The 19,923-nt window shown below is 57.2% G+C and carries 16 protein-coding genes; 4 read left to right on the forward strand and 12 right to left on the reverse strand.

Features of this window, described 5'->3' with window-relative positions:
- Positions 1-4: 4 nt before the first annotated feature.
- Positions 5-2,188, forward strand: coding sequence for a type I secretion system permease/ATPase (locus R6X40_RS24530; RefSeq protein WP_318416941.1), 2,184 nt, complete (start codon positions 5-7; stop codon positions 2,186-2,188).
- Between the two features lie 12 nt (positions 2,189-2,200).
- On the forward strand, positions 2,201-3,541 hold the full coding sequence (locus R6X40_RS24535; RefSeq protein WP_318416943.1) for an HlyD family type I secretion periplasmic adaptor subunit: 1,341 nt from the start codon (positions 2,201-2,203) through the stop codon (positions 3,539-3,541).
- 131 nt (positions 3,542-3,672) lie between these two features.
- On the opposite strand, the gene R6X40_RS24540 is transcribed toward R6X40_RS24535, so the two are convergent.
- Positions 3,673-5,127, reverse strand: coding sequence for a family 16 glycosylhydrolase (locus tag R6X40_RS24540; RefSeq protein ID WP_318416944.1), 1,455 nt, complete (start codon positions 5,125-5,127; stop codon positions 3,673-3,675).
- A gap of 180 nt (positions 5,128-5,307) precedes the next feature.
- Positions 5,308-6,705 carry an NAD(P)-binding protein gene (locus R6X40_RS24545; protein WP_318416946.1) on the reverse strand — a complete coding sequence of 466 codons (1,398 nt, stop codon included), beginning with the start codon at positions 6,703-6,705 and terminating at the stop codon, positions 5,308-5,310.
- A 209-nt stretch (positions 6,706-6,914) separates the two neighbouring features.
- On the opposite strand from R6X40_RS24545, the gene R6X40_RS24550 reads away from it, so the two are divergent.
- Entirely contained in the window at positions 6,915-7,175 is a 261-nt protein-coding gene (locus R6X40_RS24550; RefSeq protein WP_318416948.1) for a hypothetical protein, read from the forward strand.
- Positions 7,176-7,189: 14 nt separating this feature from the next.
- Here R6X40_RS24550 and R6X40_RS24555 read toward each other — a convergent pair whose 3' ends face one another.
- Complete coding sequence (locus tag R6X40_RS24555; protein ID WP_318416950.1) at positions 7,190-8,512, reverse strand: polysaccharide biosynthesis/export family protein; 1,323 nt, start codon at positions 8,510-8,512, stop codon at positions 7,190-7,192.
- A gap of 4 nt (positions 8,513-8,516) precedes the next feature.
- On the reverse strand, positions 8,517-9,935 hold the full coding sequence (locus R6X40_RS24560; protein ID WP_318416951.1) for a polysaccharide biosynthesis C-terminal domain-containing protein: 1,419 nt from the start codon (positions 9,933-9,935) through the stop codon (positions 8,517-8,519).
- 355 nt (positions 9,936-10,290) lie between these two features.
- On the opposite strand from R6X40_RS24560, the gene R6X40_RS24565 reads away from it, so the two are divergent.
- A complete protein-coding gene (locus tag R6X40_RS24565) occupies positions 10,291-11,010 on the forward strand; it encodes a glycoside hydrolase family 16 protein (RefSeq protein ID WP_318416952.1) in 720 nt (239 codons plus the stop codon).
- A gap of 50 nt (positions 11,011-11,060) precedes the next feature.
- On the opposite strand, the gene R6X40_RS24570 is transcribed toward R6X40_RS24565, so the two are convergent.
- From R6X40_RS24570 to R6X40_RS24605, 8 genes are all read right to left on the reverse strand, one after another.
- Positions 11,061-12,122, reverse strand: coding sequence for a glycosyltransferase (locus tag R6X40_RS24570; protein ID WP_318416954.1), 1,062 nt, complete (start codon positions 12,120-12,122; stop codon positions 11,061-11,063).
- Complete coding sequence (locus R6X40_RS24575; RefSeq protein WP_318416955.1) at positions 12,119-12,976, reverse strand: hypothetical protein; 858 nt, start codon at positions 12,974-12,976, stop codon at positions 12,119-12,121. Before R6X40_RS24575 ends, R6X40_RS24570 begins: the two co-directional genes overlap by 4 nt.
- Position 12,977: 1 nt before the next feature.
- Positions 12,978-14,135 (reverse strand): acyltransferase, encoded by a 1,158-nt coding sequence (locus tag R6X40_RS24580; protein WP_318416957.1) that lies wholly within the window; start codon positions 14,133-14,135, stop codon positions 12,978-12,980.
- 119 nt (positions 14,136-14,254) lie between these two features.
- On the reverse strand, positions 14,255-15,169 hold the full coding sequence (locus tag R6X40_RS24585) for a glycosyltransferase family 2 protein (RefSeq protein WP_318416958.1): 915 nt from the start codon (positions 15,167-15,169) through the stop codon (positions 14,255-14,257).
- A 2-nt stretch (positions 15,170-15,171) separates the two neighbouring features.
- On the reverse strand, positions 15,172-15,807 hold the full coding sequence (locus tag R6X40_RS24590; protein WP_318416960.1) for a methyltransferase domain-containing protein: 636 nt from the start codon (positions 15,805-15,807) through the stop codon (positions 15,172-15,174).
- 15 nt (positions 15,808-15,822) lie between these two features.
- Positions 15,823-17,565 (reverse strand): polysaccharide biosynthesis tyrosine autokinase, encoded by a 1,743-nt coding sequence (locus R6X40_RS24595; protein WP_318416962.1) that lies wholly within the window; start codon positions 17,563-17,565, stop codon positions 15,823-15,825.
- Complete coding sequence (locus tag R6X40_RS24600; RefSeq protein ID WP_318416964.1) at positions 17,558-19,075, reverse strand: hypothetical protein; 1,518 nt, start codon at positions 19,073-19,075, stop codon at positions 17,558-17,560. Before R6X40_RS24600 ends, R6X40_RS24595 begins: the two co-directional genes overlap by 8 nt.
- A 62-nt stretch (positions 19,076-19,137) precedes the next feature.
- Entirely contained in the window at positions 19,138-19,857 is a 720-nt protein-coding gene (locus R6X40_RS24605) for a sugar transferase (RefSeq protein WP_318416965.1), read from the reverse strand.
- Positions 19,858-19,923 lie beyond the last annotated feature (66 nt).

The raw sequence follows: 19,923 nt of genomic DNA on the forward strand, positions 1-19,923 counted from the left end.
ATGGATGTTTGATATTCGCAATCGCTACGCTGCTCCCACCGGACGGCTAGAGGCCAAAATAGGGAGCCCTAGTCGACTGCCGGACACGCATGACGATATCGAAGTAGCCTATTCGAAGCTGGATCTCGCTGTAGAAGAATGCCTGAGGGCGAATTTGGCGCCACTCACTGTGGTAGAGGGCACAACCAGCCAGCCCCCTATGGGCTTGGCGCAATCGATACACTTACCACCGCAGCGTCGAAACATTCCCGCTCCATCCCTAGGTGAAGACAATGTCTCCATCGAACCGTTAGGCAAGACGCAGCCGCAGCCCGCCGCGCGCGACGTGCCGGAGGCCAAAACAGTCGAGGGTATGAAGATCGTGGAGGGCGACCGCGGCCCCTTAATTGCCGACGCCACCGGCAAGCAACCTCACGATGGACGCGGCAAGGGCTCGAATAATGGCGGAGGGACCTTCCACAAACGCCTTGCGCCTGTCGATTTCAATGCCAGCCTCAAGGCAGGCGTCAACGCAGTCCGGCACAATTTGATGATCGTGATGCTTTTCACGATCGCGAGCAATGTGCTCGTCCTGGCGATCCCGGTCTATCTGTTCCAGATTTCCGACCGCGTTTTGACAAGCAGATCAATCGATACATTGATCATGCTGACGATCGTGATCGTCAGTGCAATCATTCTACAATCGATGTTTGATGCGTTGCGCCGCTTTGTCCTGATGCGCACCGCCGTGGAGGTTGCCGCTCAACTTGGCGCACCGATCCTCAGCGCCGCAGCTCGTGCCTCGTTGCAAGGCAATGGCCGCGAATACCAGGTGCTTAACGATCTTCAACAGGTTCGTTCTTTTCTCGTCTCGAGAACGTTGCTTTCATTTCTCGATGCGCCCATCGCCCCCGTTTTTCTTCTTGCGGTTTTTCTCATTCACCCCCATCTCGGCTTTATTGTCATCACGACGGCCATCCTGCTTCTGATTTTGACGCAAATAAATCAGCGAATGACAGCGACACCGTTTGCCGATGCAAACGCCGCGCAGGTAAAAGCCAACCTGCATCTGGACTCGATGACGCGGAACTCGCAGATCATCAACGCACTCGCGATGATACCAGAGGCCGTCCAGATCTGGGGAAAAGACACTGCGGCTTCCTTGAGAGCGCAGGTCATTGCGCAGGACAGGAACATCGCGATATCAGCAATATCAAGGGGCACGCGGCTTTTAACGCAAGTCACAATGCTCGGATGGGGCGCCTATCTCGCGGTTGAAGGGGAATTGACCGGGGGCATGGTCATCGCTTCGTCCATCATTGCAGGCCGCGCGCTGGCCCCGATTGAAGGTGCAATCGAAGGATGGAACCAGTTCAGCCAGTCGCGCGCTGCCTATGGACGGATAGCGGCCCTGCTCAAGGCCTCTCCTTTCAATTTCGAGCGCCTCAATCTGCCCAAGCCGGAAGGACGCCTTGACGTCGAGCGATTGCTCTACGTCCCGCATGGAACGAAACGGGTTGTGCTCAACGGCATATCCTTCGCCCTTCAGCCTGGGGACTCTCTCGCTGTGATCGGCAACTCCGGTGCCGGAAAGACCACGCTTGGGAAAATGCTGGTAGGCTCGATCCTGCCCACGTCCGGAAACGTCAGGCTGGATCTGATGGACCTGCGCAACTGGGACCAGCGCCAATTCGGCGAGAATATCGGTTATTTGCCACAGGACGTTCAGCTATTCCCCGGCACTATCAAGGCGAATATTGCCCGGATGAGGACAGATGCCGGGGATGAGCAGGTGTATCGCGCGGCCATGCTGGCGGATGTTCACGAGATGATTGCTGGCCTGCCCCACGGCTATGAGACGGTGGTCTCGGCCGACGGATCGCCACTGTCCGGCGGCCAGAAGCAACGCATTGTCCTGGCACGCGCATTTTTTGGAGATCCGCATTTCGTCGTGCTGGATGAACCCAACTCGAACCTCGATAACGCAGGCGATGCCGCGCTTGCCCGGGCCCTGGAGCATGCGAAGGAACAGAAAATTACCGTGATAACCATCACCCAGCGTCCCTCACTTCTCAAAAGTGTCGACAAGATACTCCTGCTTGTGAACGGAACGGTCGCGCTGTTTGGCGCCCGCGCGGATGTCTTGAAAGCCCTGGAGGGCCGGGGGATCAACATCGAGACCGGCGTCTTCGGCCATCAACTGCAATAGGAGCCGGTTACGATGTCTGACATTGCCAAGGTCCACGATATCGAATGGTATGCTGATGTCCCGAGATCGATCTGGAAGCAGACGACGGTAGGACTGATCCTTTTGGGCGTATCATTTGGTGGCTTCGGGATATGGGCATCCACGGCTCCCTTGGCGGCGGCAGTCATTACTCAGGGCAGTTTCGTCGCCACCGGTCAGAACAAGATACTGCAGCATCTGGAGGGAGGCATTATCAAGCAGTTTCTGGTCAATGAGGGCGATCAGGTGGTCGAGAATCAGCCGCTCGTGCGGCTCGACGAAACTGCGGCGGAATCAAAAAGACGGGAGCTTTTTCTTCGGCGAATCCGGTTGGATGTGACTGCAGCACGTTTGACGGCTCAGTTCGAGCGCAAGGAAATTCTCGAAATATCGAGCATGCTGAACGAGAATCGCGGAGATCAGGACGTCTGGTCAATCCTCGTCAGTCAGCAGCTCAACTTCAGGGCCCAGCAGCACAAGCTCCTGAGCCAACTTTCGCTCATTGAGCAAAACATCAAGGCTTTGCAATTTCGCGAGGTGGGTTATGCACGTCAGCGCGATGCGACGGCGCGGCAGCTGGAATTGCTCAAGGACGAGTTTGAAAGCAAGAAAGACCTGCTTGATAAGGGATTGGTGCGCGGCAATGACGTGAAGGCCATACAGCGAGCGATTGCCGAAGCAGATGGCCAGGTCGGACGGTTGGAAGCAGAGATCGCGGAGACACAAGCCCAGGCCGTCAAGGAACGGCAGGAAGTTCTCAGAGCGGAGGGCGCCTACCGGGAAGAAGCTCTCGACCGGCTGCAAGCCATTCAAAGTGAACGCGATACAGTTCGCGAACAACTCCGCGAAGCCGAAAATGTGGTCCAACGGGCAACGATTAATGCCCCCGTCTCCGGTACTGTTGTGCGTACCCACTACCATACCACGGGCGGCGTCATCGAGAGCGGCAAGGCAATCCTCGAAATACTTCCGGCAGGCGTGCCTCTGATCATCGAAGCACAAATTTCGCGCAACGACATCGACAGCGTAAAGCTCGGTCAGGTCGCGACAATACGTTTGATTGCTCTTAACCAGCGGACCACACCAGTGTTAAAGGGAAAGGTGTTTTACATTTCGGCTGACGCTCTGCAAAACAGCAAGACAAGCACGAATGACCATGACGTCTATCTTGCGCGTATCAATATCGCACCCGGAGAACTCCCAAGAGTCCACGGCTTTTCACCAACGCCCGGCATGCCCGTGGAAGTCATGATCCAGACAAGCGAGAGAACCTTCTTCAGTTATCTTGCGAAGCCGGTTACCGACAGTATGTCCAGGGCCTTTTCTGAGCAGTAATGATCGCCGACCTGCTTTTCGGGAGGTTGACCCTTTCGCATCGTCTGACGGACCGCGGGGACGCAAGCAGCCATCCGAACCGCCGAAAGCCTGTTGCGCAATATTGCCCCGACGACGTTCTACGAAAATCCTCAAAGAATGAGAAAGCCGGACTGTAGAGATGACGAGCCGAGGTTGACGCCGAAATCGGCGATCTTGTCGCCATTGACGTCGGCCGAAAGCACTCCGTCGCTGAAGTGGATCTGGCCTGCCGCAGTAAAGGCGCTCGAGCCGATGAAGCTGAAAACCTGATTTCCACTGATGAGAGAGTTGGCGTCAATCGCACTCAGATCAACGCGATCTCCATCCGCGCCGGAAAAGCCGATGATGGTGTCCCGTGCAGAATAGGGGCTTTCCGGGACGCTATCAAAGTGAAACGTGTCAGCTCCCGCTTCGCCGTCCAGCCGGTCGATACCAAGACCACCGATCAGCAGGTCGTTCTGGTTTCCGCCAAAGAGCTTATCGTTTCCGGTCCCTCCGAGCAGAACATCGTTGCCGGCGTCCCCGTAGAGATAATCATCGCCCGCCAGACCCGATAAGATATTGGCATCCCCATTCCCGTAGAGCTGGTTACTCCCGCCGTTTCCAGTCGCGTCGAGCGCGCCAAGACCAGAAAATCGCAACTTTTCGACGTTGTCGGGCAATGTGTAGGAGACAGTGGCGTAAACGGTATCGAAGCCGCCTGCGGGCTGTTCCTTGATTTGCGTTGTGGGCGCAGAAATGTGGAACGTGTCGTTGCCGCTCGTGCCCAGGAGCACGCCGGGTGGTATCGGGACTGCATCGTCCAATTCACATGCGCGAAAATAGTCGATATACATCTTCTGATGATTGAGCGCTGGATCGATTGGCCAGCCGCCGCCCGCAGCCAGATTGATCATGAACATCAGGTCCGTGTCGAGGCCCGCTGGCGTCGCAACAGAAAAATGCACACGGCCATCGAAGGAGAATGTCATCACATCCGGTTTGATTTCGACGGCGTATGTATGCCATCCGGTCGTCATGACGCCGGTTCCGACGACGTCGTGATGGTATTGGCTGGTGTGGCCTTCCAGCACTGTCCCTTTCCAATTCCAGTCGTGCAGAATGCTGGCGTATCGATCCGGTACTGCACTGCCGTGCTGCTCCAGAACATCGACTTCAAACACGTGATCTCTCGTTGCCGAGAGGCGTTCCTTTTCGCTGGCCCAGAAGCTGGGCCAAACTCCTTGGCCTGCGGGCAGCCACGCGCGCATTTCGTAGTACCCGTACGGATTGCCATCCTGGGGCGTGGTGCTCGTTCCGTCTGGAAAGGTATTCGAGATCAGCCCGCTCTGGAGCTGGCCGGCAGCGTTGCGCGTCATTTCGATCTGCAGCGCAGTCTGGCCTCCCTGCTGCACGATCGAAAATGGAGAATTGGCGCCCCCCGCCGGCAGGAACTGGGCGCTGCCAAAGCCGCCACCCCAAGGCTGCGCTGTGTACCAGTTGGCCGTTGCCGTTGCCGTGTTGGCAATGCTCAGCCGATCGAATTCATCAGCAAAGACAACGGAATAATTGTTTGGTACGGGCATGTTTCCCTCGCAACAAAACAGGTCATGAAAGATGATGAAGGCGCGCGCCAAAGAGTTTCAAATTCCGGGGCAAATCGCGCGCCCGACACTCGGAAGGTCATCAAGCACGGTAGCATATATTGCACCGCAACACCACGAACATGCGCAATCAAGCTGACCACGGCTTTAGGCGTACGGACGTCACGTCGGGACGGTCAGCTGGGGCAAATCGGTGCGCAACTCAACGACTACAGGCTCTCGTTGCTGAGGCAATTCAGCCGGTTCGAGCGCCTTGTTCAAGGTGGTGATCGTTTCCTTGGCGGCGACATTCGAATGCGGGATATACTCAAATTTGCCTTGCCGCCCCAGGCAAGTCACATCCTTGGCTGCCAGCCGGGCGATGGCCGCATCACGGCGTGCCTTGAAGCCCTTTTCCGGAATTGGGTAAGCATTTCTGAGTACGGAGCTGCCGATCAGGACAAATTCACCCTCGATGATTTTCATGGCACGAAGATGGGCTTCCACCTCAGCAAATGCGTCTGCCGGTGCCGGTGCCATCATCCCAGGTGGGACGGTTATCTCGACGGTGCAGTGCTTGTCGTAGGAACCAGGGCCGGGATAAAAGTCGGAATGAACGGTGATGCGTTTCCAATTCCCGAGTTTGTGAAAATTATAGAGGATTGAGCAGCCCGGCAGCCAGGATCCGCGTAGCGCCACGAACAGGCTGAGGAGCGTTACGGTCGGCAGTTTTGTTTCAGGCAGCCCGCATAGACCCGACGCTTCATCCAAAGGGATCGTCGAGATCAGCTTTTTGGCGAGATACGTCCTGTTCGCCGTGGTCACCGCCGTGATGCCGGCTGTGGTTTCGATCTTCAGCGCCTTTTCGTCGAGAACAAACTCGACGCCCTGGTCCCTTAACCGGAAAAGAGCCTTTTCATAGTAGCGGCCAAATCCCCCGGGCGGTCTCACCACGGTCTCGCCCCACGACGGGATTTTTTTCATCTGTCTGCGGACAAACCTGCCAATGCGAAAACTGAGCGAGGTCTCGCGGGAAAGCCATTGCATGCGTTTCAACGCGAAATCGTAATCGATATTTGCCGCATCGACCCCGAATAGACGCTTTATATAGAGGTCGAGGCCGACGCGCTGGTACAGAAAGTCGCCAATTCGCGACCGGGCATAGCTGCGAGCGTCGTCTTGCCTGTCCTTGCGAAAGCGGCATGCCAGCAGGCTGGCAAGGCATGATAGGCGTTCGCGCAAAGTCAGCGACGACGCTTCCGTTTTCCAGTCGAAGGGGTATTGGCCCACGGAACCATTGGTGCAGATTTTCCTGACGTCGACAGCCTTGGGTAAACACGAGTCCAGCAATTCCGGAAAATGCTTGAATTGTTCGTCGGTGGTATTGAAGCAGATAGCACCGATATCGAACTCCATCCCGTCGATCACATAAGACTGATGGTTGCCTCCCGGCACGCCGTAGCTTTCCAGGATCAGGATCGCATTTTTAGCCAGCAGATGTTTTGCTGCAGTCAAGGCAGAGATTCCGCAACCCATGATGATGTAATCATACACTCGTGGTTCATTCTCGGCATGTTGCATCAGATGCGCCTCCATTCGGTCTATGAAATGTAACAACTGCTGGAAGACATGAAAAATGGGCATGTATGCTGCGAAATTGGTCGAGTATAGATATTCAGGCGCATGGGGATTTCCGGGGGGACTCCCTCTTTCAATTTTGGTTTTATGGTATGTCTTCTCCCGGAACGATGTCTGCTGACATGCGGTATGCTTAACGAGGATATTGAAGGATGATTTTTGCACTGATCTTGGCGGGCTTTGTGTCCTTTGCTGCTGCGTTTGTTTTGCGCATCGGTGCATTTTTCATTTTTGCGGTCGTTGTCAGCCTGATCTACTGCGTGCTGACATATCAATCCGGCTCCCCCTTCGTTTCACTCGTGCCGGTCGCCGGATTGTTCGTGGTAATGCAGCTTGCCTATGTGGCCGGTGTTCTCTTGCCTTTCCCGAAACTGCAGCAGCGTATCGATTCCTTTCGCAAAAAGGATGGCTGAGAGAGACCGTCCTTCTAGTTCTTCGGATTGTTGGCGGAGGCGAGATCGTGCTGTGTGGTGCTTGGCACTGTCGCCCGCAGCTTCGAGCCGTTCGAAGGGCCGGCGATCACCTCCACAAGGTCGCGTGGCTCGATCTTTGAATCGGCCGAGGCTTCGATCCGGACCGTTTCCCCGTTTTCGCTGCGGCGCGCGATCTGAAACCGGATGGCGTCGTCACCGTCCTTTTCATCAAGCAGTTGGCGTTGCTTCTCGTAGGCGGTTTCCTCGATAAGCAGGCGAGCGACCTTTGTTTGAAGATCGGCTTTGGCGATATCCCGCACGACTTCGTTCAGTTCCGTCTGGATTTGCGAGTTCATCGAATTGACGAGTTCTTCGGCATCGCGCTTGTTTTCTTCCAGAAGCTGGCGTGCGCGGATCAGCTGGAAGTCGAGGTCCAAAAGCTTGGTTTCCGCGTCGGTTTCATCCCGGTCAAGCGAAAGGCGTCGAGAGCTCTGAATAAGACCTTTGTCGACGAGGGAGTTGATGCTGGACAGCTCTTTCTTCACCAACTCGACCTGGCGCTGTTGGGCGCTGATCTTGTTCTGCAGCGTTTCGATCTCGTGCGTATAGAGATCGCCGATGCCTTTCGCGGCGGCAATCTTGCTTTCAAGCTCAACGCGGCGCAGCTTCATGAGATCAAGTTCCTCTGCGTGGATGGCTTCGGCACCGTCTACGCCGCGCAAATCTTCGGGTGTCTCGAAATCCGGCTTTCCCTCTTTTTCGGCCTTTAGGCGTGTCCGGCGCATCAGCAGGCCGTTGTAGTCAAGTTCGGCGCCGCCGAGCGTTCCCGCAGCCTGGATCCGGTCGCGCTCCAGCCGGGAGCCTGAAGAGTCTTGCTCGCGCTCGAAACCGCCTGCGAGGCTTATCGCCTTCATCACCGTCAGATCAGGGCTGAAAGGATACTGTCCGGGCTTGTCTACGGCGCCGGCGATATAGATCGGTCCATATTGCGCAATCTCCACGGCTGCCGACGGCGTGTTGGCCAGACCGGCACTCTGTTGCAGAAGGATTGCGATCCGGGCCGACAGCTCCTTTGTCGTCAACCCGGCAGCCGTGACTTCGCCAACGAGCGGGATCGATATGGCGCCATCGTCATTGATCATGAAAGTGCCATTCAGGACGTTCCAGTCCTTGATTTCGGCCTCGCCTGAACGCCATTCGACAACGCGCAACGCTATCCGGTCCTGCGTAACAAGCCGGTACGGATCGGCTACCGCCGGGAACAACAGAGCGAGGTTTGCCGTCACAAACGTCAGCAGAAGGACAAGATGGCCGGTTCGTAAATTTCTGTTGCGCATGGTTTCACCTCGTGGTCGTGATGATCAGGGGCCCGGTGGATCGCGGGTGGATGAAAGACAGAACGATGTCGGCCATTCGTGCAATCGGCTGGGGGAAAGATGCGCTCAAGCGGCGCGCCAGAGCGATGTCGTCTGCATGTGTTGCACCAAACAGCCGGAGGCAAAGGACGTAGGTGAGAGCAGCCAGCGCAACGGCCGCAAACAGTCCCGGCAGGTGGCCTATAGCGCCGATAGTCACAAATGCGGCCCCCGCAGCGGCGAGCGACGCGAGAAGAATGCGCAGGAAAGCACCAAACGGAAACCTGAATCCGAGCCGCGTGGTGATGAACCAGAGACCGATTGCGACCATGGCAAGTTGAACGATGGCACGCGAGATTGCCGCCCCGACCAGGCCAAAAACCGGGATCAGCAGGAAGCCGAAGATTGCCGACAGCAAGGCGCCGGAAAGCGACGAAAAGAAAATGAAATCGCTGCGCCCCAGTGCGTTGACGAGATGTGAGCCGATGACCGTCGTAATCGTGAAGGCGGCGGCTGTCACAATGATCATCGCTGCCGGGACGGCGGGTTCGAATTCCGGGCCATAGAGGAGGGTCACGAGACCTGGGACGACAGCCGCCATTCCAAGGCAAGTTGGAAGGGCAAGCGTTGCCAACAGGCGTGTTCCTTTGGTGAAAGCTGCTTGCAATCCGGCCTTGTCATCTTGCCCGTGTTTTTGCGCCAGCATGGGCAGGAACGCGCCGGTCAGGAGAAGTGGTCCTTGTGAAGCAAGGCCCGAAAGTGCCAGCGCGACACTGAACCAGCCAACCTCCCGGTAGCTCCAGAAGACCTGAAGGAACAGGATTTCGATGCGCGACCAAACGAAGGTGTTGCAGACATTGGCCGCCCAGGAAAACCGCCCGTATCGCCATACCTCGCTGGTGAGGGAAGGCGATACCTTTGCGGAGCGCCCAATGAGGGAGAGCGTGGCTGCCGCGAGGCAGACTTGTCCGGCCGCGTAACCGGCAAGTGCGCCGATGACGCCATAGAAATGTGCGCCGGCATAGACGGCACCGATTTGTGTGATCATCGACACCGAGGCGAGGGTCGCGAGCGTGTGGAACCTGTGGGAGCTGCGCAGGTGCGCGGTTGCAAACAGCGCGAAGGACTGAAGCGAGGTCAGCGCGGCGACAACGAGGATGATCATCAGCGGAACGCCGGCGGTGAAATCACGCCCGGACTGGCCTTGGGAGACGAGAGAGGTATCCGTCCAGATCCAATAGAATGCCGCGAGGGACGCGATGCCGAACAGGTGATAGAGCAGGAGGCGCTTTGCCAAAACGGTGGGCAATGCGTGGGCGGCGGCCTTGTTGTCCTGCCCCCGCAACTCGGCGGGGAACCGTCCGACGCTCAAGGCTGTTCCACCATCGATAATTGGGGCGATCATTGCCGCGATCCATATTGCAAAAGCAACCATCCCGGATCCGTGAACGCCCAGCAAGTTTGCAACAATCACACCACTCACAAAACTCGCGAACACAGTTGCAAGTCCAGCTGCAGCGGAAAACAGAGAGTTGCTTGCAAAATTGTTCACATCGCTACCTTTTCTATTTTCACCATCAAAATTTAATCTATTTATATTTGATTAAATTTCAAATTTACATTATTGATTACGCATTTACGATGCGGAGATTGTTTAAATGGCTTATTCTTTCAAGATTTCCCAGAAAATGCATTGTATCGGGATGGCCGTATTGGCTGCCACGGCTTTTTTTCAGCCGGCGTCGTCCCTACGAGCGGAAGTGATTGATCCCGACGCCTTCATTCTGGATTTCAACGAGAATTTTGATTGGCTCGATGTTTCCGCCAGAGGACCTGGCACCCGCTGGACGGCGCACACGCCGTGGAACGGAGATTTCGGTGATGCCAAGTTCACTGACCCGGGTCCCGACTTTCCCTTTACCGTCAAAAACGGGGTGCTTAAGATCGAGGCACGAAAGTCTGCCGATGGACAATGGAAATCCGGTCTGCTCGCTTCGACGGATGGGAATGGAGACGGTTTCAAGCAGCGCTACGGCTACTTCGAGATGCGCGCCCGTTTTCCCGCCGGAGACGGCGTTTGGCCTGCGTTCTGGCTCACCAGCCGCGGAGCAGAAAAAGCCATCGAAGTTGATGTGGTTGAGCATTACGGTCACGCTCCCGACCGATACAGCGCCTCGCTTCATATCTGGGACCGCAAGACACCGGCTCTCAGCAAGAGCTTTCACCAGAGTGTGCCGGTCGTTGCCGGAGCACTTTCCTCGGATTTCCATACCTACGGCGTTGCCGTGCAGGAAGATCGGATAAAATACTTCCTGGACAGGAAGGAAGTCTGGTCTATCGAAACCCCGCGCGAACTGGAGCATCCTTTTACGATCCTGATCGATCTTGGGCTTGGTGCCGGATGGCCGATCGACAAAACGCCAAATCCTTCGGTCATGGAGGTCGATTATGTTCGCGTCTGGTCTTTGCCACCGGATTGAGCAGATACCCGGAGGTGGACCGGCGAATGCCTGCATGCGGGATGAGCGCGTCATGCTGCTGCTGTCCCAGTGATGGCGACTAGCTGGTCCATCTGATAGTCGATATCGAGCGCCGGGCGGCCTGCATGCGAAAGGGTCGCCTCCCGTTTCATGTTGTAGAGCGCCGGATCGCTCCATAGGCAGCGTAGCTGTTCTGCCCACACTTCCGCGGGGTCGTCGCGGCGCAAAAGCACACCGCCAGGACCGACCGATTCCGGCAAGCCTCCACTATCGCTTGAGAGGACTGGTATCCCGCTGAACTGTGCTTCGCTGACAACTCTGCCCCAGGTTTCGTCCCATTGGCTGGGAACAAGAAGAACGCGGGTTTCGGCATAGACACGCCTCATGTCATCGCTTCGCTCAACCAGGCGAACATTGGGGAGCCGCGTGAGGTGGCGGTTCAATTGCGCTTCTGCCTTTGAGGAAAGTGGCCAGCCGCGAACGAACAGGAATGGAATGCCGGGGCTTAATTCCGCAATGGCAAGCGCGAGATTTAAACCTTTGACCGGCACGGGATTGATGAACGTCACATATTTGCCGTTTCCAGGCGTCCGATACTGTTCCGGCCGGAAGATAGGCGGGATAACCGCGGGCTCGATGCCGAATTTCGACTTGAAGCGTGCCGCGGTATAGCTCGAATTGGCGATGTAGGCAGAAAACGGAAGCTCGCTCTCCGTTTCAAGCCAGGCACGGGGACCGGTATCGAATTCAAGGCCGTGGAGATACGCCACGCTCGAAATGTCCCGGTCGCGGAACGTGCGCGCCATCTGCACCATATTGCCGTTTTGCACGACCACGACCTTGGGAAGTGTAAGGCCCCGCAAATCCTTCCAAGGCTTCAAAGAGCGATAGACGTCATAGCCAAGTGTTCGATCGACCGAGATTTCGCTCAGGCGCGCCCGGCTTGCCACGAACAGCGCCGCACCGAAGAAATCCCGCAATGAGAGCTTGGAAAGAACGGCGGTCCTGTGACCGCGACCGTTCAGTTCAAGCGCAATCTGGTGCGTGTTGATTTCCAGTCCGCCAAACAGTTGCGGCAGGTGTGGTGTTCCGCTGGCAAGCAGGAGACTCATGATGAAGCTTCCTTGTTTGCCGGCTGGCGCGACGTCATGAAAAGCCACTCCTGGACGCCGGTCCGCCGCTCGTTCATCAGTTCGACCGCGGTGCGAGGCAGCCATTTGGCGATCACGGGCAGTTTTTTTGCCGGGAAATCCCGGGCCGCACGTGGGCGCGCGTAAATCGACGTGATGTCATGGGTTTCACTGAAGCGCTGGAGCAATGTCTTGCTGCAACCGGCGACAAGCCCATCATGGGTTTCGACCAGAATGTCCGCATGGTTGAGCTCGGGAATCTTCTCGTTGTCGAGAAGGACCTTTTCCCCGCCTTCGATGTCGCAAAGGACGAGCGAGCGTGAGTTGGTTTCGGCAAGCGCCTTCTGCAGGTCCGCGATGTCGCAAAATCCGTGCATCGTGATGCGGTCGGCAACGCCATTGGTTCTAGCGGTGCGCCAAAAGGGTTCGTGATGCTCGGGCAGGCCTTCAAAGCCGATGACGTGTGTTGCCGGCATGCGGCGCGCGAAGCCGATTGCATAGTATCCATCGGCAACGCCAACATTGATCACGGACCGATACCCGCTCTGTATGACGGCTTCGATGATGGGATGCAGTTCCAGCTCCTGTGTGCCGAGCAGATAGCCGAGAAGATGCCGGCTTGAGACAGGGCTCAGGTGGAGCTTCATTCCCTGGAACGGTCCTGTGAGCACCTCATCGCCGGTTCGCCGTCTGACAAGTGCGCAGGCAGTTTGCCATATCGGTGCCACTACCCAGCGAGCGGGTGCGCGTATCGGCTCGGGGAGATGGCGATAGGATCGATAAAGACGCATGGCGGCTTCGTTTCCATGGATTGCGCTCCAGGTTGCGTGACGCATGTTACTTTCTCCCGTAGAGGTGCGCAGGCTTTTGCAGCGTCGGCGCGGGTTGAAGTGGGGTTGCATCGGAGTTTGGGTCCTGATTGCGAAGTGCAGTCTCCGGCCGATTGGCGCGTGGGTTGAAAAGCCGGATGACATTCACCTCGAACAGGTGATGAATGGCATATGCTGCAGCCACGGACGCAAGATAGGCGGCAGCGACAAAGAGGATGGAAGGATATCTGCCGAAGAACAGCCACCAGATCTTTTCCGCAGCGACGATCGCGAAGAAATGGAACAGATACAGCGCGTAGGAGATGTCGCCGAGCTGCGTTCCAACCCGTTGCGCCAGATTTGCCCGTGCGGGTTTTTCAAGCACGCATAAGGCCACCGAAAGAATGCAGAGTGCCCAGCCGCCCAGTTGCCAAGCCAGCGGGATCGGATAGGCTCCGCCTGTACCGAGGAAGACTGTGGCCCATGCGGAAAGCAGGACAACTGCGACCGGGATGGCATGCCTGCTCTTCACCCGTCCACGCACGGTTTCGGCGAAAAGACCGATTGCGACGCCGGCAGCAAACAGCAGGATGATCGGATCGGTCCAGAACGTGAAAACGGTGTGGGGTGGCGACGTATCCGCAAGCGGCTTGTAAAGCGCGCCGGCGGCGACAAGCCCGGCCATCGCCGAAAACAGCACAATCAGACCCGCCTGTCGTCTGAAAAGCAAGGCCAAAGCGAAAATGCAGTAGAAGAACATTTCGTAGTTGAGCGTCCAGCCGACCCCGAGAAGCGGGCGCATGTAGTCTCCCGGTGCGACCGGCACTGGAATGAAGAACAGCGATGCCAGAAGCTCCTGCGGATCAATCGTGCCGCCCTTATGCAGCCGCAGCGCCACCTCCAGGGCGGTGGCTGTCCAATACAGAGGGACGATCCGCATGATCCGCTTGCGCAGGAAAGCCAGCGCAGCCCCGTTCTTCCCGAACTGATCGCCCGCAGTGTGCATCATGATGAAGCCGCTGATGACGAAGAAGACTGCGACACCGAGGGTGCCGCTATAGGGTGCCGCGATCTTCACGATCGGTGGATAATCTGCCCATTCCACGTGGCGCAGGATGCTGTGATCGACAACGACAAGGCTGGCGGCAATCCCACGCAGGACCTGAAGTGCGGCAAGCTTACGCATCGCATCCTCCGTGCCGTGCCGGATGTGCGACGAAAGGGCGTGTGCGTTCACTGCCTGGCAGTTCTATGGCCCTGAAAACCGAAGCGATCCACCTGCAGCCCAGCTTCATCACCGTTCTCCTAAAGCCTGAGCGCGCGAGACGGCGCGAGGCGTTGCGTGAACAGATCCATGATGGCCTTCAGATTGCCGAGAAGCCGGCCGGGCCGATCGACCGACCGTTCGCCGCGACATGTGCCGTAGAGATTGGCGGCGAAATTTCTGCCGATATGGTGGAGGCCTTTTCTCCAGGAGCAGGTGCCTTTGGCGATGAGGTAGCAGGGGTTGGCGATCTGGGAGTAGCCTAGCCGTACGCCGGGTTGCCGCCCCGACTTCACCCCGAGGTGAACGCCATAAGCGCGCTCGGTGCGCACCAAGCGCCCAAAAGGCGCCAGGCTGCGGCTAAAATCGACATCCTCCAGCCAGGCGTAGAGGGGCAATTCCTCATCGAATTTCAGCGCATTTGTCCGGACGGTTTCGAGCCGGATCGCCATGTTGCAGCCGTAACCATTATAGACGTCGGCAAGCCGGGCGATGGACCACGCCGTCGGAAGCGAGAGGCGGCGCCGCGCTTCTTCAAATGATATCCCAGGCCCGATGATGCCGTCGGCGACGACGCGGCCGGTGGTCAAGACGATATCAGGATGCTCGCGAAACACCTCTTCGACTTCGCCAAGATACTTGTCCGCCATGATGAAATCGTCATCGAGAAACAGGAGAAGATCGAAGTCTCCTGCCGCTTCGATAAGCCGGTTGCGCTGATGCGGCAACCCGCGTGGACCGATGATGTGAACGACGTCCGGATGGAACTCTTTGAGGCCCACAACATCTTCTTCCCCAGGCGAGCAAACGAGAATGGCGTCCGGCTTGCGGCTCTGCCGCGCTATCAGTCCAACGGTCTCGCGCACGACCTCGGGCCGGTTGGCCGTCGCAATGGCGACGCCGATCCGCAGGTCTCCGTTATGCTCCCTTCCTGCCGATCTTCGCGCCAGTGCCATACCTATTGCTCCGTGCTATGCAGTGGTTTGCGGGCGAAGGCCCAAACCATGACCGGGAAATTCGGCTCGTTCTTCAGTGACCCCATGAAGCCGGCCTTCTGCCAGCGGTTGAAGTTCGCCAGCACACAGCTGCGATTGCCCCATGAGTTGGTCGTAATGTCCTCCTCGGCAAATCCGGCTTCCTGCAGCAGGCAAGAGAGGCCTGTTTCCGTCCAACGGTTGCAATCGATCGGGGAGGCGTGAACGCGCAGCAGGAACGGTGTGGCGATGACGAAATAGCCGCCTGGCCGGAGCATGGTGTAGACGTTGCGCGCTGCGCGCATCGGCCATTTCAGGTGTTCAAAAATCTGGTCGGCAATGATCAGATCGAACTGCTGGGGTAGCGCTTGGCTGCAGATGTCGAAGCCTGGATATTCGGTTGTACGGTAGGATCTGAACTTGAATTCGCGGCGCCATTGAACGCCACCGGAAATTTCAAGCGTATCGAGCTTTTCCGGACCGAGAGTGTGAATGAACGCGAATGAATCGCGGTACATCACGACGCGGACCCAGTCATCCGTCTCATATCCGACGGACTGCAGCGTTTTTCTCAAGCGGTCTTTCAGTTCCGGGTGGTTGCGCAATTGGACAAGGCTCATGATGCTGCTTCTCCTTCAGTTTTTGCGGTGTGGACTTCCATTGAGAACGACACCGAGAATATCGGCGCCCACTTCACGCAATGCGTTGACGATCTCGGCAAGGGTATCGAAGGAAGACCGGCCGTAGCGGGCAACGATGAGCGATCCATCCAGATGAGGAGCGATCGACTTTGCATCAGAAGATTCGGGCATGGAGGGGAGATCGACCAGAATGAGGTCGAAGCGCTCCTTCAGATCTGCAAAGCTGAACGCGATGCGTTCGGATCCGATGCGCTCGCCGGGCGTCACGTCACGAAAACTGCCGATTGGCAGAATGGTGAAGCGCTTGTCGACCCGGCTGATGAAGTCAGTGTATGCGCGCGGATCGTTCAACACGTCCATCAGTCCCACCGCGCGTCCTTCGCCGAAAGTCTGGCTGAGCGTCGGGTTGGTCGCGCTGGCATCGATCAACAGTGTCTTCGAGCCAGAGGCAGCTGCAAGGCGCGCAAGATTGTAGGCGAGCGTGGTCGCGCCGGCCTTGGCTTCCGTTCCAACGAGACCGATTAGATTGGCTTTCCTGCTGCGGCGCAGTCCGCCCAGCGTTGCTCTGAGGTCGCGCATATCACGATCAAACCATTCTCGTGTGTCAGGTTTACCCGCAAGGTCACCGGTTTGCAGCAACTCGACCTGAGAGGCTTTTTGCTTTGCCTTGCCGCGATTTGCCTGCGCCACCTCACCAATGCAGGGAACGTCGATCTCTGTTGTTATGCGGTGCGCCGAGGTAATGAGACGGTTGCCGAAATGCCGTGCGATTGCGACCACGACGCCAGCCGTCAGTCCGAGGATCAGCGCGAATGCGATCAGGAGCAGGCTCTTCGGCTGACTTTTTGCAACGGGCACAGTCGCCCGGGAAACAAAAGTCGCGTCGGAAACGGGGTAGGAAATACGCTGCTTGGCCTCTGACCAGCTTTGCAGATAGGTCTCGTAGAGCCGGTGCTGGGTCTCTGCCACGCTTTTCAGTTCGGTAAGCTTGAATTGGCTCCCAGGCTCGCCGGAGGATTGGAACTTCATGACCGCACGGTCGGCGTCAAAGACCGCTTCCTGCAAGTTGGCGACACGCTGGGCAAGCCATTCGCTGGACTGTAAAGCGGCCTGCGATTTCATTTGCACATTCTGTGCAATATACTGTTCTGACACGGCATTTGCGATCAGCGCCGCTTTGCGCGGGTCGCTGGACGCTGCCGAGATCTCGATGACTGTGGATTGGCCGACCCGACGAATCCACAGTCGGCTCCGGAGTGTGGCGATCGTGTAATTATCCTGCGCGTCTTCCGGCGAAGGGTCCGTTGTTCCTGCGGTTTCACTTGTGCTTGCATGATCGGAAAGCATGGAACGGACAGTATCGGCGATCGGTAGGTGGTCTGATTGAAACTCAGCATCCGATGAGAGGTCCATGCTGTCGACCACTGCCGTCAGGACGCCGCCCGACTTCATGATTTCCATCTGACCTTCAACCAGGGATTCTTCGGCAAGTGTGCGCTGGGCATCCGCCGCCGTTGCTTTCTGCGACTCCAGCATAAGCTGGGCACTGGAGACATAGGTTGGCGGGGTGATGCTGACGTAGATGACCGCAATCGCAACGAAAAGCGCGGTCAGGGCACTGATCAGAAGACCGTTCGACAAAAGGAAGCGAAAAAGCTGGCGTATATCCAGCGGCTTTTCACGAGCCGCAGGCCCGGATGAGGCAGGATAGGCAAGCGAGACTGGTGGGTTATACATCACAATGCCCTCCATTGCCGGACATGAAAGCCGCTCGGCTCAACGAGAGCTGGTTGTTAGCGGAAGCAAACCCTCTGACGCGCGCATTCAGGCGCGGCGATGCGAGGAAGGGTGCCCCCAGCGCAACCGCGGGTGCTTGCAATGGCCCCAGCGCATAGGCGACTGATAGCCCGGCTGTGATTGCGAACAACGGACCAAGATCGATTGCGCCAGCGGAAATGGACGCGGCTGTAACCTGCGCGATGCACGAAAACATTGCTGCAAGTCCCACCTTCTGTTCGATGCCGCCGTCGGCGTTGCGCCGGAGCACCGATCGGATGAGGCTTGCCAGGAAGATGAAGAAGAGGAGCGTACCGGGAATGCCAACATTGGCGAGGAGAGCAACCACGAGGCTCGAGGCCCTTATGCTGCCAACACCGGCGCCCATTCCGCTCGTGTCGAGGAAAGAGCTCAGCGCTTGTGCATTCCAGCGCATCCGCTCCTCACCGGAGGATGATTCCAGTTTGGTTGTCACTGTCGCGTGAATGAGGTTGCTGATGCTCTCCGAGACCGACGGGATCAGCATGATCGTCATGACAAGAAGCGGCAGCGCGAAGAGGCACGCAACAACGTAAGTCAGATGACGGGATGTGGCATTGTTTCTGAGAATACGGGCAATGCAGAAAGACAGGACGAGGATGCCTGTAACGGCGCTTGCGGCATAAGCTGTGGTCGAGGTGCACAGCAAGAGCGCGGTCCCCAGCGCGCCGATGATCGTTCCCAGAAAACGCCCTGGAAAACCCTCGATGCCAAGCATCAGCACGAAGGCAAACAGGGCCAATGCGGCGTAACCAAACGCCCCGGCCTCCGGAAATGAGCCGACGATCCGTTTGAAGCCCTCGATATCCCCGTCGTTGAGCATACGGTAATTGGCGTTGCGAATGACGGAGAGAAGATCGGCGGTGTTGGTGGCGTATGTCACAAGGTCGGCGATTGCAAAGAAGACACAGATGGCGCTGGTGACAATCAGGGCTTGCGCCACAATTGCCATTCCGCCCAGACGGCCAAAGCCTGCCACAATCGCAAAGCAACAGAAGCTGCCGATCATGTAGATGGACTGCGTGAGATTGGTTGTGGTGGCCGCGAGAGGCGTACTCAGGATCCGGTGCATTTCGTTGGTGCGGGCGAGGGAATAGACGATCGTTGCGCCAGCAAAAATCCGTGGCAGGAACAGCGCCGTCAAAACACTATAGAACACGAAAAGCGTGAACCAGAACCCTGGCCCCGGATAGCTCAAGGAAGACAGCGCTGCCGCAAGCGACCTTGGGCGCAAGGCGACAGCGGCGGTGAGGAAAAGTAAGGCAAAGTGGGATGGCTGGATGTTGGCGCCGCCGAGGGCAGGCAGGATCAACGCCGCCGCGGCCCCGAGGAGCGTGCAGACGCAGAGAAAGTACATTCCAGCCGTAAGGCCTGCGGTCATCGTATAGATGCCGGCGACGGCGAGGAGGATACCAATAGGCTCTACGATCATTGTATGGCCTGTCGTTAGGCCGGACGCCCCATGGGGCTCCGGCGCTCAATGAAATTAAACGCTCAGTACGAACCCCGCCCAGAAAACAGAACTGGCACCGTTTTCAACATGATCGCCAGATCTTTTGTAAACGACCACGTCGTGCAGTACTCAGTGTCCAGCCGGACGCGCTCTGCATAGGACACATCGTTTCTGCCGCTGACTTGCCAGGCGCCGGTCAGGCCTGGCCTTACCGAGTAATAGTGGGCGATTTCCCGGCCATAGCGAGGGACCTCTTCGGCCACCACGGGCCGGGGGCCGACCAGACTCATGTCGCCGCGAAGAATGTTGAAAAGCTGGGGCAGCTCGTCGAGACTGGACCGCCGCAGAGACTTTCCGATCGGCGTGAGGCGTGGATCATTCTTCAATTTTTGCGTCGCGCTCCATTCTTCGGCCGCAACGGGATTTTTAACGAGCCACTCTTGGAGACGCAGCTCAGCATCGATTTTCATTGTTCTGAATTTCAGGCATTCGAACGTCTGCCCGCCGAATCCAATGCGCCGGTGCCGGAAAAATACCGGGCCGCCATCACAAATCTTTACCATTATGGCAACCGAGGCGAGAACCGGTGATAGCAGTACTATCGTAACGCATGACGCCGCAACGTCTAAGGATCTTTTGTATATTCTTCTAGGTGCAAAGGCTGTCGCTACATTATTTACAGCAGATACCCTTGATTCTTTAACATTAAAGACACTTGTTCTTGATTCAAGTGTGGGATTTTTCCGAAGATATTTATTCACTCGAAACCCCCTATTTTTTAAAATAACTGGTCACCTTTAAATGCAGGAAACGATATTTAAGCCTGG

Source organism: Rhizobium sp. PL01, from assembly GCF_033447125.1.
Taxonomy (GTDB): Bacteria; Pseudomonadota; Alphaproteobacteria; order Rhizobiales; family Rhizobiaceae; genus Pararhizobium.